Source organism: Leptotrichia trevisanii DSM 22070 (assembly GCF_000482505.1).
Lineage (GTDB): Bacteria > Fusobacteriota > Fusobacteriia > Fusobacteriales > Leptotrichiaceae > Leptotrichia > Leptotrichia trevisanii.
On sequence record NZ_AXVL01000035.1, the window covers coordinates 1 to 23,482 of the forward strand.

The following is a 23,482-nucleotide window of genomic DNA, read 5'->3' on the forward strand; positions in this document are numbered from 1 at the left end:
CCTAGAGTACTTGTAACCACAAGAAGGACAGAGCTTAGACTTACAAGTAATAGGGAACAGGTGTGTAACGGGACAGTGAGGACATTTGAACTTGACAAAACCTTTTGAAATATCCCTGCAGGCAAGAAATTTATCAATGGAAAGTTTAATATGTTCAAGGTGACTGTCGCCAATATTATTTTTCTTGCAAAATTTTAAGGAATCTAGTAAAATATTGTTGTTACTGAAAATATATTTCAGTTTATTTTGTGTAATGTTTATCATAAATATATTATACAAAAAAATCAGCCGAATTTCTATTCGGCTTTTTTTATTAATTCCAAAATTAAAAATTCAAACTTATATCAATTTGGTAGCATTATCTTAATCTAGGCAAGGTATTTATACAAAAGAATGTTTAACAAACGCCACAAGGCTAATACAAGGTTATACGATGGATAGATAAAGCTGTATTAGATAAGCCATCCCTATAAACATAGCACCATTTTCTTGATTCTACTTAGTATGGCTATGAAATATAAATAATTTTTTTTGAGAAAATTAGCAACCATTAATTTAACCTGTTTATTAATTGTTAAAAAAATTTTAAATTTTTGTTGTAAAAGTACAACAAATAATGTATAATTAGATTGCAGATAAGAATATTTATACTGTATATCTGTGATAACTGAATGAAAGTTTAAGCGTTATGTAAGAACGCCAGCCACAGAGCCACTATTATAGTGGTGTTTTTTTATACATAATTTTTAGATAAATTAATACAGATAAAAGGAAGATAATATATAAAGAATACTGTATAAATAATGGTATGAAAGAAAGGAGTACATTTATGGTTTATATTAATGATAAAGAAGTATCTAAAAAGGAACTGAACAGGATAAGCAAAAGGATAGTTGAAAATACGGAAACTATTGAGGACTTGCAAAAGTTATCAGATTTTAGGGCGGAACACTCAAAAATAATAAAAAGTTTCGTATGGAGCTTAAGAAGTATTATAAATAACAAGAAAATAAAATTGCCAAGCAACAGAAATTCAATAATCATTTCCCAAAGATTAAAGAGATTGCCCTCAATAATAGGGAAACTTAAAAGGTTTCCAGAGCTACGTTTGGGCAGAATGCAGGACTTGGCAGGAGCAAGAATAATATTACCTGGCATAAAGGATACTGAAGAAGTTGCAAGTTACTTAAAAAATAAAGTTTATAAACAAAAAGACAAGAATAATTTTTTATTTATTAGGGAAAAAAATTATATCTTAGGGCCAAAAGAGGACGGCTACAGGTCAATACATCAGATATTTAAGTATCAAGGGAAAAAGGAAACAAAACTTGAGGGGTATCAGATTGAATTACAAATAAGAACTAGGTTGCAACATCAATGGGCTACCTCAGTTGAAATAATAGACAGCATAAAACAGCAATCTTTAAAGACAGGTGGGGGAGACATTTATTATAGGGAATTTTTTAAATTGTCAAGCAAACTGATAGAATACATTGAATTGAACAAAGATATTTCAGAAATTTCAAAAGAGCTGGATAGGTTAAGAGAACTAAACAAGGAATTTAATATACTGAAAACTTTAAGCAGTTTACGAGTTATAACCAAACGGCTTGAGGAAATCACAGGAGAAGGCTATTTGATATTGATATTGGACTACAAAGGCAACAGCATAAGATATATTCAAGTGCCAGAAGAAAACATAAGCCGAGATTATTTGATGTATGAACGTGAATACAAAGAGGACACAAACAACGTTGTATCAGTATCGGTTGAGAACTTAAAGAACTTACGGAAAGCGTACCCAAATTATTTCCTAGACGCAAGAGAATTTGTTACAACAATAGGTAAATATATAAATAATACAGAGGAATAAAAAAATCAAAATCACAGTTATTAATTTAGCTGTGATTTTTTCTTAAAATTATTTTTTATAAGTTAAAAAATCAAGTAGTATCCTTTTGGTAGACTTTTTCATTTCAAGGCAAGGTATTTATCCAAAAAATTTTTTAACAAACGCTACAAGGCTTGTTACACGGATATACGAGCGAATAACAAAAGGGCCTCACTCAAAAAAGCAGGCCCAAATTTAAAATCTATTTTTAGAAAACACATCACTATTTTCTTAATTTTATTTTTATAGCTTTAAATACAATAAATTTTATTTAAACTTTTCTTTGAAAAAGGCATTTTGAATCTTATTGAACAATTCTTCTTTTTCTTTAAAATCTATATTTTCATTATTAAAAAACGATATAATGGATGATTCTAAATTGCTGGAATCTTTATTTATACCGTATAATATATATTCAGGTGAAACGTTGTATAAGTTAGATAGCCTAATTAGACTTTCGCTATTTATTTTTCTTTCGTTATTTTCATATCTTGAAATAGCTCCAGCAGATGATTTTATATTTTTAGCCACTTCCTCCAAAGAAAATTTATACTTTTCTCTCAAACTCTTTAATCTTTTTCCTACATTTTCCATAGTAATTCTCCTTTAAAATCAATAAATTTTACCATAAAATTGATATTTTATCAATTTAATTGAAACAATACTGATAAATTTTATTCTTATGGTATATTTATTTTACCGATTAATAAATGAAAAAAGGAAAAACTTGACAAATACTCTTTAAAATATTAAAATTAAAGTATGATAGTAAAGGTAGTGATAATATGTTGGAAATTACAAATGATAAATTAAATAATTTTTTTGAAAATAATACTGTAATAACGGTTAAGGAAGCAGAAAAGATCGGTATAAAAAGACAGATTCTTTCTAATTTATGTAAAAAAGGAATTTTAGAAAGAGTAAAGCAAGGGGTTTATCAGAAAAGTGATACAATTACAGATGAATTTATGAAAATACAAAAAAATAATAATGTGATTTTTTCAAACACAACTGCTCTATACTTTCATAATTTGACAGATAGAGTGCCAAATACAATTTCAATAACAGTTCCACAAGGTTACAATGTTTTGCATATTACAAAAAAATTTGAAAATTTGAAAATTCATTATGTGAAAAAAGAAATATTTGAAAGCGGGAAAATTGAAACTTTGAGTAAAATGGGGGCTAAAATTTATATTTATGATAAAGAGAGAACGATATGTGATATTATAAAAAATAAAGAAAAAATTGATGTGGATGTGTTTTCAAAGGCACTAAAATTATTTTTTAAAAATAAAGATATAAAAGTGAGAAAATTAATAAAATATAGTAAAAAATTGAAAATTGAGAAAAAAGTAAGAGAATATTTGGAGGTTTTGATATGACATCAGAAAAGTTAAAAGGGAGAATAAAAAGTTTTTCAGAAAAAAATAATTTGAAAGCACAGGAAGTGTTGCAAATGTATTTTTTTGAAAGATTTTTGACTCGATTAGAAAAATCAAGATATAGAGTAAATTTTATAATAAAAGGTGGATTTTTAATTTCATCAATTATTGGTATACAAAATAGAACAACGATGGATATTGATACGACAATAAAGGGACTTCCAGTAAAAGAGGAGATTATTAAAGAAATAATATTGGAAATTTTAAATATCGAAGTAAATGATGGAATAGAATTTGTATTGGGAAAAATAGAAAATATAAGAGAAATATCGGAATATGAAAATTATAGATTACATTTGACAGCAAATTTTGAAAAAATAAAAAATCCATTAAAAATTGATATTACAACAGGAGATGTCATAATTCCATCAGAAATAGAATATTCATACGAAACAATATTTAAAGAAAAGCTAAATATTTTGGTTTATTCATTGGAAACATTGATTGCTGAAAAGTATGAAACTATAATAAAACGAAATATTACAACAACGAGATTGAGAGATTTTTATGATATTTATATGATTTTTAAATTGAAAAATGATAAGATAGATGTAAATAACTTGAAACAAGCAATTTGGGAAACGGCAAAAAATAGAAATTCAATAGAAGAAATTTTAGAAAGCAAGGAAATTTTAGAAGACGTTAAAAATGATGAATATTTGAATAAACAATGGAATATTTATAAAAAAGAAAATAAATATGTTGATAATATACAATTTTCTGAAATTTTGAAATTACTAAATAAAATAGCAGATATTGTACAAGAATAGAATACTCCATTATTTTCCTAAATTTACTTTAAAATCAATAAATTTAATCATAGAATTGATATTCTATCAATTTAATTGAAGTTGTCTTGACAAACTTTTAATTTATGGTATAATTGTTTTACCAATTAGCAAAGAATAGGGGATTTAAAATGAAGAAAAATCTTTTAAAATCAAAAATGAGTTTACACGAAGACAACAACAAAACATTAGCAAAAAAACTAAACATAACTCCTTCCGCACTTTCTAGGAAAATAAATGGAAGTAGTAATTTTACTATTGAGGAAATGAAATTTATTAGGAAAGAGTATGGATTGAGTGATATTGAGTTTTTGGATATTTTTTTTAACAATTAATTTGCTGATTGGCAAGAGTTTTTAAGATAAATTTAAAATAAGAGGAGGAAATATGACCAATGAAAGAAAATCAGAGTAAAACGTTAAAAATTTTAATAGGAGTAATAATTGGATTATCTACAATTATACTTCTTAGTGGAGTATTCTACATTCTTAATATGCAAAATAAAATTTCAAAATTGGAAAAAGAACAGGAAGAACAGTTGAAAAGACAGGTGGAAACTCAAAATATGGCTTCTATACAATCGGTACAGACTGCTCAACCACAAACTAACACAACTGAAACACAAAAAACAAATTCAAGTCAAAATAAAAAGAGCAATACTCAATCTCAACCATCAGTAAAAAGAGGTTCAGTGTATGCAACAAAATCAACATCAGGCCCAGTTAATGTTAGAGCAGAACCAACAATGAACTCTGAAATAATAGAAAGATTGCCAGATGACATAGCTTTAAGATATTTAAGCAGTAAAGGAAATTGGTATTATGTTGTTTATAATGTACGTGGATATAATGAATATGGATATATTCATAAAAGTCAGCTAGCAAGATAACTTTTGAAAAATAATTAATTTTAGAGGAGGATAACTAGTTATGAAAAAAATATTGTTTTTATTATTGATTTTATTAGGAAATTTATTATTTTCTGATTATGTAAAAGAAGGGATTTATAATGGTATAAATGATAAAAAAATTAGTATTGAACGTTATGATTATGATGATGAAAAAGGGTATTTTATAACTGCAATGAATGGGTATGTTCATACTAGCACTTTTAAAATTGATAGATACTCAGATATAGATAAAAATGAAATTGTTGATTTTCCTTTAGATATTCATTATAAAAATTATGAAGGAGATGATGGATATAGTTGTACTTTAAGAATTGCTTTTTTACAAAATGGTAAATTAGTAGTTGACTCTAGTGATGACTGCGGAAGATACGATAGAGGGTTTAAAGGAGAGTATAATTATTCTGAAAAGGATAGTTTTGTTCCTAAAAAATATATAGGTAAATGGGAAGTTTCAGGAGGATGTGCTTTTATTACTAAAAATACATTTGCATACGATGACAGACATCCAAATATTATCGTAGGAGTAAAAGAAGAAGAAAATGGAAATCTTTTGTTAGATGGAGTAACGATAGATGAAGGAAGAGGAAGCAGAACACAAACTAGATTTAAATTTTTTCCAAATGGAAATGTATCAATAGACGCTTATATGGGAAATACTAATGACAAACTCTATGATAGTTATAATAATTTACGAAAATTGAAAGGAAAAGAGCTTTCTAAATGTGATTGAAATATTTAAAAAAATAATTTATAAAATTTGAAAGAGAGGATTTAGAATGAAAAAATTTATTTTATTAGGAATTTTTATATTAACTTTAGTGGCACAGGCTAATAATTCGTTTAATATTAATAATAAAAATTATGATTATGATGAAGTTAATGCTTATTGTTTAGGAATAGGGAAGGCTATAAAAAATAATTCTAAATACACAACAACTTTTAAAGCCTCATTATGTAGAGTAAATGAGAATGTAGTTAGAAATGTTACGGTTGTATTTGAAGATAATGATATAAATATTAATTATGATGTAAGTAAAAAATTATTCTTTGCTCCTGTTGGTTATATTTCATATGCAAAATATAATTCAAATACTAATGTTTTAAATATAGATTTGGAAATTAGGGGAACGGCTTTAAATAGTTTACCAGCAGGGTATATTTTGCCTATAACTTCAAGAAATATAAAAAAAGCATTTGCTAGAATTGTAGATAAAGATTTGAAAGAAGTTTATGGAAGTACTTTGGGAGTACCTACTGTTTCTGAAGACGAATTTTTAAATGAAGATTATTAGAATGAAAAAAGAGGAGAGAATTATGAAAAAAATAATATTTTTAATATTGAGTGTATTGACTATTTCAAATGTAGGATTTTCAGAAATTCAAGAAGCATATGGAATGATTTTTGATGAAAGAGTTTTTGGAGATAATAGGGCTTGCAAAATGTCAGGAGCATATATATTAGGAAGTTCTGCTTTTCAAGTACTTGCATTAGCTGTTGCTAATGATAAAGATTTTAATTCAAAGGAAAAAATAAAATATATGGAAAAGTCAATTAATAAATTTAGTGAATTAAAATATGAAATAGCGAAAGAAGTGATGAACGAAGGAGAATGGAAAAAATATCCTAAATATGAAGAGCATACAAATATTGTTAATTATTATAAAAATAATTGTAGAAAAATTTCAATTTCTGATTTTCATTTTCAAGAGAACTCAAATTATCCAATACTTATACCAGAAGTATTTTTTGAATTGATGAGAAAAATTGGAATGTTAAAAGAATAAAAAAAGGAGAAAATTTAAATGCAAGAAAAAAATAATCAAACTACAGTCAAAATTCTGATAGGAGTAATTATTGGATTATCTGTATTTATTTTACTTGGTGGAATATTTTATATCTTTAATATGCAAAATAAAATAGCAAAATTAGAAATAGAGCAAGAGAAACAATTGAAAAGGCAAGTGGAAACTCAAAAGATGGCTTCTATACATCAACTTAATACAAAAAAAGAAGCAGAAGTAAAAACAGAGCCAAAAGTAGTTAAAGCAAAAACAAATGCTCCAAAATCATCTTATGAAAAAGCGATGATAAATAGAATGAGACCTGTTGAAAATGAATTAGATGGATATACTCTTGATAATACAAGTTCTTGCACAGAATATGTCGGCTATCGAGAAATTTTACATAAAAAATGGGATAATGAACTTAATCAAATTTACAAATTATTAATGTCAAAATACCCAGAATCTCAAAAAACAGCACTTCGTAATGAAGAAAGAGCTTGGATAAAAAAGCGTGAGAAATCAATGGATTCTATAGCAAGTGAGATGAATGGATGTATGGGTGCAGCTGTAACAATTGTAAATAGTGAAATTGATACGATAAAAAGTAGAGCTATTGAACTGGCAAGACGGTATGATGAATTATAGAAATAATTTTTATAAGGAGAATTTTATGAGAAAAATTATATTTTTAACAACTTTTATAGTTTTTAATTTAGGATTTTCAGATTTACAATCTACAATCAAAAATCATTATAGTAATAAAACTACTGATTTAACTGTTGTTTCAAAACCACAATATGAAGTTATAGCTGGATATAAATATTTAAAAAATAATAATCAAAAACCTACATTCTTTAGAAGAAGTCTTGGTTATGAAAAGACTATAATTGGAGTAAATAATAAGGCATTTGCATATAAAAGGTTGAAATCTGATTATTGTAATGCTGTAAAAGAAATTGTAAAAGTTGATAAAGGAATAGTGCCAGGAACAAATAAACCGTTTACACAAGCAACATATATCGAAGTTGACGACGCTTATAAAGAATATTTACAACAAATAGCACAAATTAGACAAGTTGTAATTTTGGCAGTGAAAAATGAAGATATGGAAAATGAGGCTGGTTGTCATTATAAAGGAACTTATTGGAATAATGCAAATTCACAGTATAAGGCAAAACAATTTTATAATGATGAAATAGATAGATATTATAAATCTAATAGACAAAATAACAGTTCATACTTTAATTTAGGAATAGCTTATATCAATCAGAGAAAATATCGAGAAGCTACAAAATCATTCCTAGAAGGAGCAAAAAATAAGGATGTGGATTCAATGATTGCTTTAGGAACATTCTCTTTAGCTGCAAAAGATTTCAGCAGTGCTAAAAAATATTATAAAATGGCGGCAGATTTAGGAAATGAAGAAGCACTAGAGATTTATAACAGATTAGTATTAGCAGGATATTAAAATAAATAAAATTTAGGAGAAAATTAAAATGTCAGAAAATAAAAATAATATAATAAAAATTTTAATAACAATAATTATTAGTTTATCAATGATTATTGTTTTTAGTGGAATATTCTATATTTTAAATATGCAAAGTAAAATAGCAGACTTGGAACAAAAACAAGAAGAACAATTAAAACAACAATTACAAACTCCAAATATATCTGTTGTTGAAACTGCACAACCACAAACTAATTCAGAAACTGAAATAAAAAAAACAGAACAACAATCATCAAGTAATAAAATAAATTTACGTAAAAATAAAAAGAACATTACATCGACTCAAAAACAACAACCAAATAGTAACGAAAAAGAAATTGAAAGAATAATTGACGAAACAATAAATAAAATAGACCGTCAAAACAATAACAGCAATTCTAATCAAAATTATAAAAAAGAAGAAGATAAATTAACTAGAAACATTGAAAGTGTTATGGGAGAATAATACTAATAAAATAAAATCTAGTAAAATAAGAACTAAATTTTAAAAACAGTCTAACAAGAAATTGTAAGAATAAAAATCTCTAATTTTATAAAAAAATTCAACATTATCTGTAAATTTTAAAAATAGAAAATCCAACTAGAAACAATATTAAATTTAGTTATTGTATTATTTTTTTTCACTATGTTAATTTAGATAGTAAGTTTTTTCTTGTAAGAGCCGATTTAAGAGTTTATTTTTGTTATTTGAGGAAAATATCAAAAATGAATTTGAATGCTCTCTACGGAGCTTATATGGAGTTACAAGTACATATCTTAATCAACAGGGCCTCTAAAAAATGAAAGGCCCTGTATTTTGTTGCAAATTTATTTATTTTTAGTTTTCTCATCCAATTTTTCAATGATTTCTTTATAAAGGCTTGGTTTTTTCAAATATTTTTTTCATTTAGCAATTTTAAATTTTATATAATCTATCTAATAAATAAATTTTTTAAAATAAAATAGAACAAATTTTAGCGTTTTAGAGTGTTAAAATAATTATTGGTATATTTTATCCAAAAACTTTTTAAATCGCTTTCTACCCCCATTTACGCTCGAATTAAGGACAAAAAGAAATCCCCTCATACTTAACCTCTTTGGTCAAAAGCAATCAAGCAAAAAATAATTTTATAAAAGAAATTTTTAGTTGTCGGAAATTAAAAATAAGTAATTTATTTTGAATATTAAGTAAGAAATGAGATACAAAAATTTGCAACTTATTTTAAAAAAAATTAGTTAGAAAATATAAGAAAATAAGAAAAAGTAAATCAATAAAATAAATTTAGAAGTTTAAAGTAAAGAGTGTAAAAATATAATAGCCTACACTCTTTTTGAATATTGTCTTTCTTCTATTTATTGAATATCTTTTCTTATTTTTTCAATAATAAGTAATTCTCTATTTTTTCTCTATTCTTTTTTAACCTATTTTTTATCCTCAAAATCTTTTGTATTATCATTTTCCTTTGTATCATTATCAATCTTTTTTATATGGTTATCCATATCTTTAAAAAACATATAAGAATAATCAATAATAATATTTCTTAAAAATTGTATTTGAAATTGAAGATTATTGATTGTCCAATAGATATTCATAATATATTTAGGGTCAGAACTTCTTATATTAAAAATATTCTGTTTTTCATCAATGTAAATTTCAAATCCAACTGCTTCTAAAAATTTTAAAATATGATAAATATATTGCCTTCCTTTCGATATAGATAAAAATTTTTTATCATTAGTAGAAGAATCATAATTTTCAATATCTATACTAGCCTCTTCTTCTGATAAAAAAACCTTAAAAACTCTATCCCTATCTCTATCTTCTTCTAAAAAATTACGTATAGATACTTTAAAAAAATCGGCTAAAACTCTTAGATTTTCTATACTTGGAGTATTTAAACCTTGTTCATATTTAGTTATCATTGCTAATGAAATTCCAGTTTTTTCAGCTAATCCTCTTTGAGTAAGATTCTTTTTTTTTCTCAACTCTTTCAATATTTCCTTAAAATTTTCCTTAAATTTTGTTTTTGCCATATTCTTCCTCCTAATTTTTAAATACAGTATTGACAATTTTATAAAATTGTGGTATTATATCCATAGGTGGATAGATATAAATAGAATCCGTATTTTTTTAAACCTAATATATCCACCCACGTAGGAATATTATATATCGTTTTTAACTAATAGTCAAGAAATTTTATTTTCTCTCTATTATTAAATAGTAGTGTAGAGGAAAAGAAAAATTAAAATATTTTTAACTTAAAATTATAATCTTTTTTGTAAAAGGTAGGGGTAGAAAAATTAAAAAAGGGAAGTGATAATGATTGAACAGGGAAGAAGAGTATATTGAGTATTATAAGAAAAGCATTGAAATATATGAAAGAGAAGATTTTAAAGATATTATTTCTAAAAAAAAATTATTGAATGTGAAAAATTGTTATAATGAGTACTTATATTGGTATGAACATCCAGAATGGTCTCATAAAATTTTTAGATGTAAGAAGCCATTTTGTCCTATATGTGATATGAAAAATAAAAGAATACTGTACTATAAGCATAAGGACAGGGCCTTAAAGCTAGAAAGGAAATACAATCTGTTTATATTAGTCTTAAATGGTAATAATGTTGAAATTGAAACTGATAAGATAAATGAGGAAATAAAGGATAACAATGAAAAGCTAAAAATATTATTGAGCAGGCCCTTTATTGAGAAAGTTGTGAGAGGATATTTTAAAGTAATTGAAATTAAATATACTGGTTATGATTCTCTTCCACATATCCATATTATTTTATTCACAATAAAAGGAATATACAAGCATTTTAAGATAAGTGAATTTAAGAATATGATTATAAAAGAATGGAGAAATTTAAAAGGATTCAATGCCAATGTGTATTTAAAAAGTTTAGGAACAAAGAAAAAAATAGAAAAGGAGGTGTCTTATTTAACAAGAGATAATAAAAAACAGTTATATAATTTGTTTAATTTAGGTAGCAATGTAGTTAAGGTTCATTTAGAAGTAACTCGGAATAAAAGATTTTTTGTTTGGAGTAAAAATGTATTAAAAGAACTGAAATTAAATAACTATACTTAAATACAAGCAAAGGAAGGAGAAAAAATGGATGAAAAAGACGATATGAAAAAATCCATTGAAAAGCATTGCCTTGAGTGCTGGGATGATGACAAGGAAAAAGTTATAAATTGTCCTTATAAGAGTTGTCCTTTGTGGAAATATAGGCTAGAAAAGATAAACGAACCGAGAAAGTAAGAAAATTTGAAACCTATATATAAAGATACGAGGTATGATTTACTTAGTAAAATCAACAATAAGAAGGATAATTAGACAATAAATGGTTATAAATCAAGATTATAACATTAAAAAATGTTTTAAATTATTAAACAAAATTAAAGTAATAGGAGAAATATGATGAGTGTAGATATAAATAAAAGGAAGGACTTTATAAAAGCCCCTCGTAAGCACTTTTATTCTATCACACTCTTCCAATTTAATAAAGAAATTTTTGAAAATGAAATGGAGAGTGATTTAATTGAATTTAGAATTAAAAAAAGAAATGTATAATATTTTAAAAGAAAAGATTAGAGATAGAAAATTGAGTTATAAAAAGTTATCTGAAAAAATCAGAATTTCAGAGAGTGGATTTAATAAGAAAATAAATGGAAAGTATTTTTTTACACAGGAAGAAATATTTTTGTTGAAAAAGATATTGAAATTAAAAAATTCTGAATTAATACAGATATTTTTTTAAATAAATATATTGCAATGAAAGAAAAATAATATTAAAATTATAGGGTAGAATGATACTGCCCTATAGCTAGATTTTAGAATGGGGAAGAAATGGCAAAAAATAGAACTAAGAAAGGAAATGGTAGAGGTAGTATAACAAAAACTAAAAAGAATAAACCTTACTGGGTACGAGTTACAGACTCAGTAACAAAAAAACGAGTATCGTTAGGACTGTATAAAACGAAAAAGGAAGCACAGCAAAAATTAGATGAATATTTATTTAATCCTTACAATTTAGAAACACATACAATGACATTTGAGGAAATATTCAATTTATTTAAAGAAGCTCAAGAAAAAAATGTTGCTAAGGCAACTTTTAAATCTTATATAAACAGTTATAAGAGATGTAAACCATTATATAACTTGATATTCAGGGATATAAAAGCTCCACAATTACAAAGTCTTATAAATAGTTTAAATTGTAGTAAAGGAACAAAAAGTATTACTAAAGGCTTTTTAAGCGTACTTTATAAATATGCTATAGAAATGGAAATATTAACTACAAATAGAGCGGAACATATAAAATTACCAAAAGAAAGCAAACATAAAAAAATAAATATATTTACTGGTTATGATATTAAAAAATTGTGGGAGAATATTAAAATTGATTGGGTAGAATACATTTTAATTATGATTTATACAGGAATGCGGATTGGAGAAGCTGTTAATTTAAAAAAAGAGAATGTTGACTTGATAAATGGAATCATATTTGGTGGAAATAAGACAGAAAAAGGAATGAATAGAAAAATACCGATTCGTGATGATATTTACCCAATTATACAAAATCTCTATAAAAACAGTCCTACAGATTATTTATTTTACAATAAAAATTGGGTATTTAAGAAAAAAAATAATGAAAATAAGCCAATACGAGAAAATTATTTTCGTGAGAAATTTAATGAAACACTTGAAGCACTAGGAATAGAAAAACATCAAACTCACGATTGCAGAAAAACATTGGCAACTTTTATGAGTAAATATCAATTAAATGAAGTTCAAATAACAGAGATATTAGGACACGAAAGTATAAACACAACAATTGATTATTATGTTAAAAAAGAAGATGAACAGGAATTAAAAAAATCAATTAACAAAATAGATTTTTTAAAGGATGTAGTATAAAAATATCATTTAAAAGTCTAAAAATCTCAATTTGAACACATCAAAAAAGGTAACCAACAGGTAACCAACGCATAAGGTAAATGGTTATTTTTCCAAACTTTTAAAAAGATATAGTAAAATTATAGCAATTTTAACAATTTTAAAAAAATTATCTCAAAATACCGTATTATTTGTCTTAGTAGGAAGAATAGCTATAAAAAAATATGCTACCCTTGTGATAGCATATTTAAAAAGGAGTTTTGAAGAAAAAAGTTTTCACTTTTTCTATTGGTCAGATATGATTATACAGGATAAATCTTATAATAAAATTTTTATTTTCTTTGTTTTTGGTTTGTTTGAGAAAAATATTTGAATTATATTATTTGTTATGGTTTTCGGTTTTATTGTGTAAATTGCAGGTTGAAACACCTGAACAGCTACAACAATCTGTACCACAAAAATTTTTATTTTTCTTATAATCTTTGTATATTTTTCTAAAAACTGTGATTACAATTGCGACTGCGATTATGCCAACAATGATTGTTTTTCCCATGTTCGTACTTCCTTTCAAAAATTATTTGGTTAATAATAAATTTTATTTGGCAAAATTATTTTAAAATTATATTTTAGTCAAATTATGTATTTAAATCACTGTAATTTAATAATTCTAAAATTATATAAATAATCGTGCAACATTAAAGAATAATATTGATACAACGTAAGGTAAAATCAGTAACATTGATACTTGAAATACCAGTAATTTCCATCCAAATTCCTGTTTCAATGCTCCCATTGCCACGGCACATGGTACAACAAGGAGAACATATAACATAAATGAATAGGCTCTTATTGGGCCGTATTTGTCATTCCATAGATTTCTGATTGCTGGAACAATATTTCCTCCTGCATCTTCATCAAGCTCTTCCTGATTTTTCATTTCCAATGTTGAAATTTTGAATGTTGCAACATGTCCCAGTGATTTTAGTGAATCAACCACGGCACCTCCCAATGCAACTCCTTGATCCTTTAAATCAGCCATGAAATTATATTCCTGTTTTTCATCTTCTTCCTGCGATAATAAAATTTGTCCTAAAAATCCTACGACAGTTTCCTTTGCTATGATACTTGGTACAATGGAAGCCACAGGTTCCCATCTGTCACCAAAACCAGTTGGCTTGAATACAGGCTGTACAACTTTTGCTGCCTGTCCTAAGTAAGAATTTTCGGCATCCCCTTTATTTGGGAAATATTGGAAAAACCAGATAATTAGTAAAATTCCTAAAATTACTGTAGTTGCTTTTTTTACATAGGCAAAAGTTTTTACTTTCATATTGTTCCATACAACTTTTGCACTCGGTAATCTGTATGGAGGCAACTCTATCAACAATTCTGTATTATTTCCCTTGAAGTAATTAAATCTTTTTAATACAAATGCTACGAAAAGAGCCATAAATACTCCAAAGAGATAAATTGAAACGACAACTAAGGCCGCCTGTTTACTAAAAAATGCCGCTGCAAGCAATGAATAAACTGGAAGTCTTGCACCACAAGACATAAATGTAGCAATAACTCCTGTCAGCCTTCTTGTTTTCTCATCTTCCAGCGTTCTTGTTGAATAAATCGCAGGGACTGTACATCCAAATCCGATTAGCATTGGAATAAATGCTTTTCCAGAAAGTCCAACCTTTGTCATTATCTTATTCAGAATAAATGCTACACGTGCCATGTATCCACTTTCTTCAAGAATCGCCATAAAAAAGTAGATAAAGAACATAAGTGGTACAAATGTAAGAACTGAACCGACACCTGCTAAAATTCCGTCCAGCACGAAACTGCTTAACCAGTCTGGTACACCTTCAATGGCATGTCCTACATATTTTATGACAAAATCACTGAAAAATCCATCAATCCAGTCAATAAATGGTGAGCTTCCATCAAATACAACGACAAACACTGCATAAATTATAGCAAGAAAGGCAAGTCCACCAAAAAATTTATTTAAAAGTATTTTATCAATTTTATCCGTCAATGCAAATTTATTTCCAGTACCTCTTTTTAAATTTGCTGAAATAATTCCACGTACAATTCCATATCTTGCTCTTGCCAGTACATCTTCAGGTACAATTCCATAATGTTCTTCAAGATTCTTTTTCTCGGTGTTTCCAATGCTTGATAAGTCAATTCCAAATTCATTTTTTACTATTGCCAATATATTTGTATCATTTTCTAGAATTTTGATTACAAGCCAGTCAACAAGATATCTTTTCAGCACTTTTTCATAAGATTTCTCATTTTTCAGTTTGTTTTTTAAATTTTCGATATTACTTTCAATTTCCTTGTCAAACAGAAGTCTATGCTGGTTGTTTTCTAATGGACTCTGTTTTGAAATTTCGACTACCTTTTCCATAAGTTTATCTACACCATGCCCAGATTTTCCGCTTGTGAAGACTACTGGGATACCAAGTTGCTTTTGAAATCTTTCCACATCCAGCTCATAGCCGATTCTTTTAAATTCATCCTCAAAGTTAAGTGCCATAACGATTGGGATACCAAGTTCCTTTAATAATGCAGTTAAGTAAATATTTTTCTCAAGTGATGTTGAATCCATAACATTAATTATCACATCAACTTTTTCATTTAGCAAAAAATCTCTTGAAACACGTTCTTCAGGAGTATTTATTGACAAATTGTAAATTCCCGGCAAATCGATAAGTTTTATATCTTCATTGCCTATCTTAAAAGAAACTTCTTTTTTTTCTATTGTTACACCCGGCCAGTTTCCTATCTTTAAACTTGCATGCGAGATTTGGTTAATCAGGGCGGTTTTTCCTACGTTGGGATTTCCAACAAATGCTACATTTATCATTTTACCACCTCAATTTGAATGTGATTTGCTAAATTTGTACTAATTACGATTTTAGTTTCCACTGTTTTTATGAGAATATTTCCATTGGCAATATTTTCGATTGTACAGGCATCTCCTCTACAAACCCCAAGACTCAATAAACGTGTGTCCAATTTCCTCTCATCAATATCTTTTAACAAAAATTTCTCTCCAACTTTTCCTTCCACTAAAGTCATTTTGGTTCATCTCCTCTCATTATTATGTAATATTTATTGATTTTCCGATTTTCAAAAATATATTATATAAAAATTATTTTAAAGCTAAATTCAATATTATGTAATTTTATTAATTTTAGATTGAAGAACTTTCATATATATTCAAAATAATTCTGAAATACACTTTGAAATAATTCCAAAAGTGTAGTAAATACTGTGAAAACCGAACATTTTAATTACCAAACTAATTTTATACCTTTTTAAAAAATAATGCAAGTTTTTTTCTCTTTAAAAAAAGCTAAAGGAAATAAATAAAAAGGTAGGGAAACTTTGGTTTTTAGAGAAGTTCCTGCTTTACTTTATTTATATCAAATACTTGTTTTTAATATATGAAATTCATTTTTAGGTATTATGATTTAAACTGAATTATGGTTATTAATCGATTCTGAATATTCTTTTCCCCAGCTGCACAAAACCTTTAATACAAGTTCAATGGAGTTGACTATTTCAGTTAAAGAATATTCAACTTTTGGCGGACTTCGGCATAAATAATTTTTTTTATTATATAAGTTTCATAAAATTTTTAAATTCCATTTTCCACTTGGTATATTTATTCCCAGCTTCATTGGGCATATATTTGAAGCTGATTTTGTTTTTGACATATTTCTTAAAAAATATCAAAAAAGATACTTTATATTAAATTGTACCAATTATAAAGGTATGTTACACTTTATTATATCAAAAGTAATAATTGAACGAAAGGGTGAATAAATATGATAATAGATAGTCATGAATACTTAATGTTGCCAACTGAATTGCAAATAGAAAAATGGATAAGGCAGGAGTAGACAAGGCAATACTTTTTACAACGACGCCACATCCTGAAAAAGCCAAAATATTAGATGAGTTTAAAAATAAAATGTAAATTTTATTTAAAATTTTAGAGGGAGAAAATTCTCTTGAAGCAAATGAAAAGCAACTGAAAAAAGATATTTCTGATTTGGTGGAAGTAATAAAAATGTCTGTTTAGTTTTGATTTTCCTTATGGCAATTCATTTCTGGCTAGACAAATGATAGAATATTTAAGTCCATCCAAAGAAGTGACAGATAAAATGCTTGGAGAAAATATTATAAAATTATTGAAGCTGTAAAAAAAATCAAAATTTGAAATTATAATTGTATAAACAAAAATTGTTTTAAATGTTAAATTATATTTATTTCAATATTATAAAATATCAAAAAATGTACTAAAAATCAATACTCATTAATTTTTTTTTATAAATTTCTTATAAAATACTTGCAAATCTAAAAAAATGTGGTACACTCATAATATGAAGTTGTTCACTTTTAATTTTAGTAAAATAACTCTTAGTGATAATTAAAGATGTTAAAATTTTATCAAAGTGAAAACAAAAAAATAAATTTTATTTAAAAGGAGGTTCAAAATGGTAGGAATTATCGTTGCAAGTCATGGTGAATTTGCGGCTGGTATAAAGCAGTCGGCTTCAATGATTCTAGGTGAGGCGGAATTGCTGGAATCAGTTGTATTTATGCCAAGTGAAGGACCAGATGACTTATATAAAAAAATTCAAGATGCCATTGCTAAACTAGGAACTGAAGAAGTTCTATTTTTAGTTGACTTATGGGGAGGAAGCCCTTTCAACCAATCAAATCGTTTCTTTGAAGAAGCACCTGAAAAAAGAGCAATTGTAGCAGGACTTAACTTGCCAATGCTTTTAGCAGCTTTATCAGAAAGAGAAGATTTAAATACAGCTCATGAAGTAGCGAAAGCTATTGTTCCAGAAGGAAGAGATCAAGTTAAGGTTCGTCCTGAAGAATTACAGCCTAAAGAAGCGGTAGCAAAAGCAGCAGCTAATGATGACATGCCAAAAGGAGCAATTCCAGAAGGAACAGTTATCGGAGATGGAAAAATAAAATTTGTTCTAGCCCGTATTGACACACGTCTGTTACACGGACAAGTTGCAACAAGCTGGACAAAAGCAACAAATCCAAATAGAATAATCGTAGTTTCAGACACAGTTTCAAAAGATGAATTACGTAAAAAACTAATCGAACAGGCAGCACCTCCAGGTGTACGTGCACACGTTATTCCGCTTGACAAATTAGTAGAAGTTTCAAAAGATCCAAGATTTGGAAATACAAAAGCGTTATTACTATTTGAAAATCCTCAGGATGCACTTTATGTAATTGAAAAAGGTGTGGACATTAAAGAGCTAAATGTGGGATCAATGGCACATACTGTTGGAAAAATTATGGTAAATAATGTACTTTCAATGGATCAGAACGATGTTGACACTTACAAGAAACTTAGAGATTTAGGTGTTCAATTTGATGTAAGAAAAGTTGCTGCTGACAAGAGAGCAGACTTATTTAAACTAATTTCAGAAAAACAAAATGAAGGATTAAAACTTTAATTTTAGGAGGTTATTATGGATTTTAATATTTTATCAATTATTTTAATATTAATCGTCGCATTTCTAGCAGGAATGGAAGGAATCCTAGATCAGTTCCAATTCCATCAGCCAATTATTGCTTGTTCATTAGTTGGGGTTGCTACAGGACGTATTGGAGAATGTATTATTTTAGGAGGAGCATTACAGTTAATTGCTCTAGGTTGGGCTAATATAGGAGCGGCAGTTGCTCCAGATGCGGCTCTTGCCTCTGTAGCTTCAGCTATTATTTTTGTTAAAGCAGGTAATTTTACTCCTGACGGACGTAACGTTGCGATTGCGGCAGCAATTACACTAGCTACAGTTGGTTTAGTTTTAACTATGGTTGTTCGTACTTTATCAGTGGTTATTGTTCACCAAGCTGATAGGGAAGCGGAAAAAGGTAATTTCAAAGGTGTGGAATTATGGCATATGGTAGCCCTTGCTTGTCAAGGTTTACGTATTGCAATTCCAGCAGGATTACTTTTATTTATACCTTCTGAAATTATTCAAGGTGCATTAGGTTCATTACCAGCATGGTTTACTGAAGGAATGACTATCGGTGGTGGATTCGTTGTAGCAGTGGGATATGCAATGGTTATCAATTTGATGGCAAATAAAGAAGTATGGCCATTCTTCTTCCTAGGTTTTGCATTAGCACCAGTAAATCAACTTACATTGATTGCAACAGGAATTATCGGTGTGTGTGCAGCTATTATTTACTTAAATGTTACAAATAACAAAGGTAACGGTGGCGGAGATGGAGGTTCAGCTTCTTCTGGAGATCCGTTAGGTGACATTTTAAATGACTATTAATATAAGGGAGGAATAGGAAATGGCAGAAAAGAATAAAATAAAATTAGAAAAATCAGAACGTTTTAGTATAATGTTACGTTCACAATTTCTTCAAGGTTCTTGGAACTATGAACGTATGCAAAATGGAGGATGGGCTTATGCTATAATTCCTGCATTGAAAAAATTATATCCAAATAAAGATGATGCTTCAGCGGCATTAAAAAGACATTTGGAGTTCTTTAATACTCACCCATACATTGCTGCACCAATTTTAGGAGTAACTCTTGCTTTAGAAGAAGAAAGAGCTAACGGGGCTCCAGTTGATGATGCAGCTATTCAAGGGGTAAAAGTTGGAATGATGGGGCCACTTGCTGGAATTGGAGATCCTGTATTCTGGTTTACAGTACGTCCAATTTTAGGAGCGATTGCAGCCTCACTTGCAACAAGTGGTTCAGTTGTTGCACCGTTGTTCTTTTTCATTTTTTGGAATGCAATCCGTATGGCTTTCTTATGGTATACTCAAGAATTTGGTTATCAAAAAGGAGCAGAAATTACAAAAGATTTATCAGGTGGTTTGTTACAAACTATTACAAAAGGTGCATCAATTTTAGGAATGTTCGTTATGGGAATCTTGGTTCAACGTTGGACTTCAATTAATTTCCCAATGATTGTATCAAAAGTTCCTTTATCAAAGGGTGCCTATGTTGAATTTCCAAAAGAAGCTGTAAATGGTGAACAATTACAGAAAATTTTAGGAGATCTTGCAAGTGGGGTTTCGCTTACACCAGAAAAAGTAACCACTTTACAAGATAACTTAAATCAATTAGTACCAGGATTAGCAGCTTTATTATTAACGTTCTTATGTATGTGGCTACTTAAGAAAAAAGTTAGTCCAATTTTAATTATCTTTGGATTATTTGCAGTGGGAATTTTAGGACATTTAGTTGGAATATTCTAAAAATAAAGAATGACTACTAGAAATTCAATTTTAAATAATTGGAGAAGTTATGTAAAAGAAAGAAGTTGGAACTAAAAAGCCAACTTTTTTCTAATTTTATATGTAAATTTGAGTTAAAGAAATGAGGAATAAAATTGGCTATTTCAATGAATACAAAAGTATTATTCACAACAAAGGCAAATTCTTTATCGGGAATGTTTGGAAACAAAAATGGAAATATACTTGTGGGGGACAAAGCCTTTGAATTCTATAATAACCGTAATCCTGAAGATTATATTCAGATTCCTTGGGGAGAAATTGTGAGAGTGAGGGCCCAAATCTTTTTAAAAGATAAATATATTCGTGGATTTTTTATAGATACAAAAAGTGCTGGCTCGTATAATTTTGTTGTAAAAAATGCTGGAAAAACGTTAAAGACAATGCGTGATTTTCTTGGAAATGAAAAAATTGTAAGAAATAAACCTGTATTGTCGCTAAAAAGAGTGTTTGACTGGTTTAAAAAGAAATAAAAAAAATTAATGAGAGGAATGATTTAATAATTTACAGTAAAATCACTTTAAAATCAAACTTTAAAGTTATAATCATTCTATTCAAATTTTAGTTATATCCAATATATTAAAAAAGTTCAAATATATATGTTTTTTTGGGAAAATATTTGATATTTATGTATCATCAAAATAATTTGATTCACTTAATAATTGACAATCAAATTAATAAGGAGTAAAATGTATTTAAATTAAATTGTTTAAATTCAAAGTTTAATTTTGAAAAATATTTTATTTCTAGGAGGACATTATGAAAATGGAAAGTCAATTAAAGAAAGGATTAATTATTTTAGCAGGGATTGCGATGTTGAGTATAAATCTTATTGCAAAGGAAACGATGACATATCCAAAAGATAAAAAATCTAATCAAACATTAGGATTTGTAAAGCTGGAAAATTCTTTGGGTATTTCTTCAAGTTTTGAAGGAAATACTATTTACATTAATTCAGGCGGAAAACCTCTTGAACGTGTGTTTGGAGCAGCAGAAGACGAGAATAATAAATTTACTGAAATAAAAAATAATCATGTAATTATTAATGGTGGTGTTCTTGCAACAAATGGATATTGGGAAAAAGATGGAGTGAAGACAATAAGAGGGGGGAGTGTTTATGGTGGTGCTGGACAAAGTTCAGTAGTAAGCGGTAATATGATAACAATAAAAGGAAGTTCAAAAATAGGCGGTAATGTTTATGGTGGTTATAGCCATAGAGGTTCTGCCATTAATAATAAAATTGTAATAGAAGGTAATTCCGTATCATTTGGTAAAGAGAGCATATTGTTTGGAGGAAGAGGAAGCCGTAATGTAAATGTGAAAGACAATAAACCTGCACCTATTGACGTGATAACTGGAAATACACTTGATTTGAAGGCAAAAAATGTTAAAGTGAAGGATATTAAGAATTTTGAAAAAATTATATTTGAAATATCAAATACAGCTAGACAAAATGATAAAATGCTAATTCTCACAAACAGTGAAGGAGTTGCTCCAGAAAAACCTGAAATCGTAAAAATTTCTCCAAAAGTTACAGATATATCTGAAACTGAAAAGGAAAAAATACTGGCTGAAAAAAATAAACCAATTAACCTTGATATAAGTGTAGTTTTCCAAAATAAACCTTCAAAAAATATAAGAAATTTAAAAGTTATCCTTATTAATACTGAAAATGGGCTTGAATTGGATAAATTGCCTGAAAATATGGAAAAAACTGAAAAAGGGTACAGATACAGCGTAAAATTTGAAAAAGATGCAAAAAACTTGTATGCTGTAATAAATGTAACTCTTGTGAGAAATTAGTATAGTAAAGTCTTGAAGTTTTACTTAATTTTATTCAAATTTTAGTTAATCTTAACTTTTGGTTATAGAAAAAAATAATATATATCACTTCTAGTTTAAAACACGATTTATTGGTTTTTATGGATTTTTATTCCATTTTTTAAGTGGATTGACTATAATAATAAAAAAGGACTATTTAACAATTTTACAGTTTAGATAGTCCAATTATTTTATTTTTCTTGATTTTAGAACGTAAATTAATTTTGTAGATGATTTTTTGATGTTTTTTATTAATTTTCACTATTTCATACTAATATTCATATTTTTTCTCATACCCTCTAGGTGTAATCATTTTCCATTTTTTTACAAATGTGTTTGAATTTCCAATTAAGACAATTGTAAGCATATTTATTTCAGAATCAAGCATTTTTTCAAGTGTTGTGATTTCATGCTCTTCATTTTCACGTCCAGCGTTTCTTACGATTGCTACTGGAGTGTCTTTTGATTTATGTTTTAACATAATTTGCTGTGCTTCTACGATTTGTGTTGTTCTTCCTTTACTTTTTGGATTGTATAAGCTTACGATGAAATCGCCTTGTGCTGCTAATTCTAAACGTTTTTTTATTAGTTCCCAGTCTGTTAGAAGGTTGCTTAGGCTGATTGTTACATAGTCGTGCATAATTGGAGCTCCTACGATTGCAGCTGCGGCATTTGTTGCTGTAACTCCAGCAATTACTTCTATATCCACATCATCATTTTTATCAATAACTTCGTACATAATTCCAGCCATTCCATACACGCCAGCATCTCCACTACTGATTAAAGCCACATTTTTTCCAGCTTTTGCCAGTTCCAGAACTTCTATACATCTATCAACTTCCTTCATCATACTTGAACTTTTTATTTCCGTATTTGGAAAATATTCTTTAATTAAGTCAGTATAAGTCTTATACCCAACAATTATATCACTTTTTTCCATCGACTCATAAGCTCTAAAAGTCATATCAGCCTTTTTTCCCGGCCCAATTCCTACCACGTAGATTTTTCCAATTTTGTTCATAGTTGATCTCCTTTTGAATTTTATTATTTCGCTAAAAAAATTAATTTTTAATGCTTCAAGTTTATTTATTTTTCTTCATTTTTATAATTAAAATTTTTTTATTTTATTACTCTTTTCTCTTAATAAATTTTA

The 23,482-nt window shown here is 27.6% G+C and carries 28 protein-coding genes and 1 pseudogene; 21 read left to right on the forward strand and 8 right to left on the reverse strand.

What is annotated here, in order from left to right; translation table 11 throughout:
* On the reverse strand, positions 1–264 hold a 264-nt coding region (locus tag K324_RS15515; RefSeq protein WP_211231551.1), incomplete at its 3' end, for a transposase zinc-binding domain-containing protein.
* Between the two features lie 565 nt (positions 265–829).
* Between K324_RS15515 and K324_RS0106890 the strand changes: the two genes are divergently transcribed.
* Positions 830–1,873: a RelA/SpoT domain-containing protein gene (locus K324_RS0106890; RefSeq protein WP_026748522.1), complete on the forward strand. Its 1,044-nt coding sequence runs from the start codon at positions 830–832 to the stop codon at positions 1,871–1,873.
* A gap of 285 nt (positions 1,874–2,158) precedes the next feature.
* On the opposite strand, the gene K324_RS0106895 is transcribed toward K324_RS0106890, so the two are convergent.
* Positions 2,159–2,485, reverse strand: a complete 327-nt coding sequence (locus tag K324_RS0106895; RefSeq protein WP_026748523.1) for a helix-turn-helix domain-containing protein — start codon at positions 2,483–2,485, stop codon at positions 2,159–2,161.
* 191 nt (positions 2,486–2,676) lie between these two features.
* Between K324_RS0106895 and K324_RS0106900 the strand changes: the two genes are divergently transcribed.
* From K324_RS0106900 to K324_RS0106945, 10 genes are all read left to right on the forward strand, one after another.
* The gene (locus K324_RS0106900) at positions 2,677–3,276 is read left to right on the forward strand and encodes a type IV toxin-antitoxin system AbiEi family antitoxin domain-containing protein (protein WP_026748524.1); all 600 of its coding nucleotides are present in this window, start codon (positions 2,677–2,679) and stop codon (positions 3,274–3,276) included.
* The gene (locus K324_RS0106905; protein WP_036095288.1) at positions 3,273–4,106 is read left to right on the forward strand and encodes a nucleotidyl transferase AbiEii/AbiGii toxin family protein; all 834 of its coding nucleotides are present in this window, start codon (positions 3,273–3,275) and stop codon (positions 4,104–4,106) included. The genes K324_RS0106900 and K324_RS0106905 overlap by 4 nt, the downstream gene beginning before the upstream one ends.
* 149 nt (positions 4,107–4,255) lie before the next feature.
* Positions 4,256–4,459 carry a helix-turn-helix domain-containing protein gene (locus tag K324_RS0106910; protein WP_026748526.1) on the forward strand — a complete coding sequence of 68 codons (204 nt, stop codon included), beginning with the start codon at positions 4,256–4,258 and terminating at the stop codon, positions 4,457–4,459.
* 59 nt (positions 4,460–4,518) lie between these two features.
* Positions 4,519–5,013 (forward strand): SH3 domain-containing protein, encoded by a 495-nt coding sequence (locus tag K324_RS15200; RefSeq protein ID WP_026748527.1) that lies wholly within the window; start codon positions 4,519–4,521, stop codon positions 5,011–5,013.
* Positions 5,014–5,053: 40 nt separating this feature from the next.
* Entirely contained in the window at positions 5,054–5,764 is a 711-nt protein-coding gene (locus K324_RS0106920; RefSeq protein ID WP_026748528.1) for a hypothetical protein, read from the forward strand.
* Positions 5,765–5,810: 46 nt separating this feature from the next.
* Positions 5,811–6,326, forward strand: a complete 516-nt coding sequence (locus K324_RS0106925) for a hypothetical protein (protein ID WP_026748529.1) — start codon at positions 5,811–5,813, stop codon at positions 6,324–6,326.
* A 22-nt stretch (positions 6,327–6,348) separates the two neighbouring features.
* Positions 6,349–6,819 carry a hypothetical protein gene (locus K324_RS0106930; protein ID WP_026748530.1) on the forward strand — a complete coding sequence of 157 codons (471 nt, stop codon included), beginning with the start codon at positions 6,349–6,351 and terminating at the stop codon, positions 6,817–6,819.
* A gap of 18 nt (positions 6,820–6,837) precedes the next feature.
* Complete coding sequence (locus K324_RS15205; protein WP_051354411.1) at positions 6,838–7,464, forward strand: lysozyme inhibitor LprI family protein; 627 nt, start codon at positions 6,838–6,840, stop codon at positions 7,462–7,464.
* 25 nt (positions 7,465–7,489) lie between these two features.
* Positions 7,490–8,287: an SEL1-like repeat protein gene (locus K324_RS16225; RefSeq protein WP_051354412.1), complete on the forward strand. Its 798-nt coding sequence runs from the start codon at positions 7,490–7,492 to the stop codon at positions 8,285–8,287.
* 28 nt (positions 8,288–8,315) lie between these two features.
* Positions 8,316–8,771, forward strand: a complete 456-nt coding sequence (locus K324_RS0106945) for a hypothetical protein (protein ID WP_026748531.1) — start codon at positions 8,316–8,318, stop codon at positions 8,769–8,771.
* Positions 8,772–9,727: 956 nt separating this feature from the next.
* Here the strand turns inward: K324_RS0106945 and K324_RS15215 are convergent.
* Positions 9,728–10,339, reverse strand: coding sequence for a helix-turn-helix domain-containing protein (locus K324_RS15215; protein WP_006805225.1), 612 nt, complete (start codon positions 10,337–10,339; stop codon positions 9,728–9,730).
* Between the two features lie 290 nt (positions 10,340–10,629).
* On the opposite strand from K324_RS15215, the gene K324_RS0106955 reads away from it, so the two are divergent.
* From K324_RS0106955 to K324_RS0106975, 5 genes are all read left to right on the forward strand, one after another.
* Positions 10,630–11,397 (forward strand): protein rep, encoded by a 768-nt coding sequence (locus K324_RS0106955; protein WP_026748532.1) that lies wholly within the window; start codon positions 10,630–10,632, stop codon positions 11,395–11,397.
* Between the two features lie 24 nt (positions 11,398–11,421).
* Complete coding sequence (locus K324_RS16000; protein WP_006805223.1) at positions 11,422–11,571, forward strand: hypothetical protein; 150 nt, start codon at positions 11,422–11,424, stop codon at positions 11,569–11,571.
* A 159-nt stretch (positions 11,572–11,730) separates the two neighbouring features.
* Positions 11,731–11,883: a hypothetical protein gene (locus K324_RS15765; protein ID WP_155282428.1), complete on the forward strand. Its 153-nt coding sequence runs from the start codon at positions 11,731–11,733 to the stop codon at positions 11,881–11,883.
* The gene (locus tag K324_RS0106970) at positions 11,852–12,070 is read left to right on the forward strand and encodes a transcriptional regulator (RefSeq protein ID WP_232051221.1); all 219 of its coding nucleotides are present in this window, start codon (positions 11,852–11,854) and stop codon (positions 12,068–12,070) included. The genes K324_RS15765 and K324_RS0106970 overlap by 32 nt, the downstream gene beginning before the upstream one ends.
* A gap of 89 nt (positions 12,071–12,159) precedes the next feature.
* The gene (locus tag K324_RS0106975) at positions 12,160–13,230 is read left to right on the forward strand and encodes a tyrosine-type recombinase/integrase (RefSeq protein ID WP_026748534.1); all 1,071 of its coding nucleotides are present in this window, start codon (positions 12,160–12,162) and stop codon (positions 13,228–13,230) included.
* Between the two features lie 358 nt (positions 13,231–13,588).
* Here the strand turns inward: K324_RS0106975 and K324_RS15525 are convergent, their stop codons facing one another.
* The 4 genes and pseudogenes from K324_RS15525 to K324_RS16390 all read right to left on the reverse strand — a co-directional run.
* Entirely contained in the window at positions 13,589–13,762 is a 174-nt protein-coding gene (locus K324_RS15525) for a FeoB-associated Cys-rich membrane protein (protein WP_084533582.1), read from the reverse strand.
* A gap of 120 nt (positions 13,763–13,882) precedes the next feature.
* Positions 13,883–16,075 (reverse strand): ferrous iron transport protein B, encoded by a 2,193-nt coding sequence (gene feoB / locus K324_RS0106985; protein WP_026748535.1) that lies wholly within the window; start codon positions 16,073–16,075, stop codon positions 13,883–13,885.
* Complete coding sequence (locus K324_RS0106990) at positions 16,072–16,290, reverse strand: FeoA family protein (protein ID WP_012806491.1); 219 nt, start codon at positions 16,288–16,290, stop codon at positions 16,072–16,074. The genes feoB and K324_RS0106990 overlap by 4 nt, the downstream gene beginning before the upstream one ends.
* A gap of 395 nt (positions 16,291–16,685) precedes the next feature.
* Positions 16,686–16,805, reverse strand: a pseudogene (locus K324_RS16390) (winged helix-turn-helix transcriptional regulator); the annotation flags it as partial.
* A gap of 909 nt (positions 16,806–17,714) precedes the next feature.
* Here K324_RS16390 and K324_RS0107000 point away from each other — a divergent pair.
* The 5 genes from K324_RS0107000 (at position 17,715) to K324_RS0107020 (ending at position 22,311) form a co-directional block, all read left to right on the forward strand.
* Positions 17,715–18,704: a PTS sugar transporter subunit IIB gene (locus tag K324_RS0107000; protein WP_026748536.1), complete on the forward strand. Its 990-nt coding sequence runs from the start codon at positions 17,715–17,717 to the stop codon at positions 18,702–18,704.
* A 15-nt stretch (positions 18,705–18,719) separates the two neighbouring features.
* Positions 18,720–19,535, forward strand: a complete 816-nt coding sequence (locus K324_RS0107005) for a PTS mannose/fructose/sorbose transporter subunit IIC (RefSeq protein WP_026748537.1) — start codon at positions 18,720–18,722, stop codon at positions 19,533–19,535.
* Between the two features lie 19 nt (positions 19,536–19,554).
* Positions 19,555–20,472: a PTS system mannose/fructose/sorbose family transporter subunit IID gene (locus K324_RS0107010; protein WP_026748538.1), complete on the forward strand. Its 918-nt coding sequence runs from the start codon at positions 19,555–19,557 to the stop codon at positions 20,470–20,472.
* Between the two features lie 134 nt (positions 20,473–20,606).
* Positions 20,607–20,981, forward strand: coding sequence for a DUF956 family protein (locus K324_RS0107015; RefSeq protein ID WP_026748539.1), 375 nt, complete (start codon positions 20,607–20,609; stop codon positions 20,979–20,981).
* 286 nt (positions 20,982–21,267) lie between these two features.
* Positions 21,268–22,311: a hypothetical protein gene (locus K324_RS0107020; RefSeq protein ID WP_026748540.1), complete on the forward strand. Its 1,044-nt coding sequence runs from the start codon at positions 21,268–21,270 to the stop codon at positions 22,309–22,311.
* A gap of 289 nt (positions 22,312–22,600) precedes the next feature.
* On the opposite strand, the gene cobJ is transcribed toward K324_RS0107020, so the two are convergent.
* Positions 22,601–23,350, reverse strand: coding sequence for a precorrin-3B C(17)-methyltransferase (gene cobJ / locus K324_RS0107025; protein WP_026748541.1), 750 nt, complete (start codon positions 23,348–23,350; stop codon positions 22,601–22,603).
* Positions 23,351–23,482: the final 132 nt, after the last annotated feature.

Excerpts from the sequence above, each read along its gene's own strand:
- K324_RS15215 (WP_006805225.1), bottom strand. The coding sequence starts at position 10,339 with ATGGCAAAAACAAAATTTAAGGAAAATTTTAAGGAAATATTGAAAGAG.
- K324_RS0107000 (WP_026748536.1), top strand. The coding sequence starts at position 17,715 with ATGGTAGGAATTATCGTTGCAAGTCATGGTGAATTTGCGGCTGGTATA.
- K324_RS15205 (WP_051354411.1), top strand. The coding sequence starts at position 6,838 with ATGCAAGAAAAAAATAATCAAACTACAGTCAAAATTCTGATAGGAGTA.
- K324_RS0106895 (WP_026748523.1), bottom strand. The coding sequence starts at position 2,485 with ATGGAAAATGTAGGAAAAAGATTAAAGAGTTTGAGAGAAAAGTATAAA.
- K324_RS15200 (WP_026748527.1), top strand. The coding sequence starts at position 4,519 with ATGAAAGAAAATCAGAGTAAAACGTTAAAAATTTTAATAGGAGTAATA.
- K324_RS0106910 (WP_026748526.1), top strand. The coding sequence starts at position 4,256 with ATGAAGAAAAATCTTTTAAAATCAAAAATGAGTTTACACGAAGACAAC.
- K324_RS15765 (WP_155282428.1), top strand. The coding sequence starts at position 11,731 with ATGAGTGTAGATATAAATAAAAGGAAGGACTTTATAAAAGCCCCTCGT.
- K324_RS0106975 (WP_026748534.1), top strand. The coding sequence starts at position 12,160 with ATGGCAAAAAATAGAACTAAGAAAGGAAATGGTAGAGGTAGTATAACA.
- feoB (WP_026748535.1), bottom strand. The coding sequence starts at position 16,075 with ATGATAAATGTAGCATTTGTTGGAAATCCCAACGTAGGAAAAACCGCC.
- K324_RS0106905 (WP_036095288.1), top strand. The coding sequence starts at position 3,273 with ATGACATCAGAAAAGTTAAAAGGGAGAATAAAAAGTTTTTCAGAAAAA.
- cobJ (WP_026748541.1), bottom strand. The coding sequence starts at position 23,350 with ATGAACAAAATTGGAAAAATCTACGTGGTAGGAATTGGGCCGGGAAAA.
- K324_RS0107010 (WP_026748538.1), top strand. The coding sequence starts at position 19,555 with ATGGCAGAAAAGAATAAAATAAAATTAGAAAAATCAGAACGTTTTAGT.
- K324_RS0106925 (WP_026748529.1), top strand. The coding sequence starts at position 5,811 with ATGAAAAAATTTATTTTATTAGGAATTTTTATATTAACTTTAGTGGCA.
- K324_RS0106890 (WP_026748522.1), top strand. The coding sequence starts at position 830 with ATGGTTTATATTAATGATAAAGAAGTATCTAAAAAGGAACTGAACAGG.
- K324_RS0107020 (WP_026748540.1), top strand. The coding sequence starts at position 21,268 with ATGAAAATGGAAAGTCAATTAAAGAAAGGATTAATTATTTTAGCAGGG.
- K324_RS15525 (WP_084533582.1), bottom strand. The coding sequence starts at position 13,762 with ATGGGAAAAACAATCATTGTTGGCATAATCGCAGTCGCAATTGTAATC.
- K324_RS16000 (WP_006805223.1), top strand. The coding sequence starts at position 11,422 with ATGGATGAAAAAGACGATATGAAAAAATCCATTGAAAAGCATTGCCTT.
- K324_RS0107005 (WP_026748537.1), top strand. The coding sequence starts at position 18,720 with ATGGATTTTAATATTTTATCAATTATTTTAATATTAATCGTCGCATTT.
- K324_RS0106900 (WP_026748524.1), top strand. The coding sequence starts at position 2,677 with ATGTTGGAAATTACAAATGATAAATTAAATAATTTTTTTGAAAATAAT.
- K324_RS0106945 (WP_026748531.1), top strand. The coding sequence starts at position 8,316 with ATGTCAGAAAATAAAAATAATATAATAAAAATTTTAATAACAATAATT.
- K324_RS0106990 (WP_012806491.1), bottom strand. The coding sequence starts at position 16,290 with ATGACTTTAGTGGAAGGAAAAGTTGGAGAGAAATTTTTGTTAAAAGAT.
- K324_RS0106930 (WP_026748530.1), top strand. The coding sequence starts at position 6,349 with ATGAAAAAAATAATATTTTTAATATTGAGTGTATTGACTATTTCAAAT.
- K324_RS0106920 (WP_026748528.1), top strand. The coding sequence starts at position 5,054 with ATGAAAAAAATATTGTTTTTATTATTGATTTTATTAGGAAATTTATTA.
- K324_RS16225 (WP_051354412.1), top strand. The coding sequence starts at position 7,490 with ATGAGAAAAATTATATTTTTAACAACTTTTATAGTTTTTAATTTAGGA.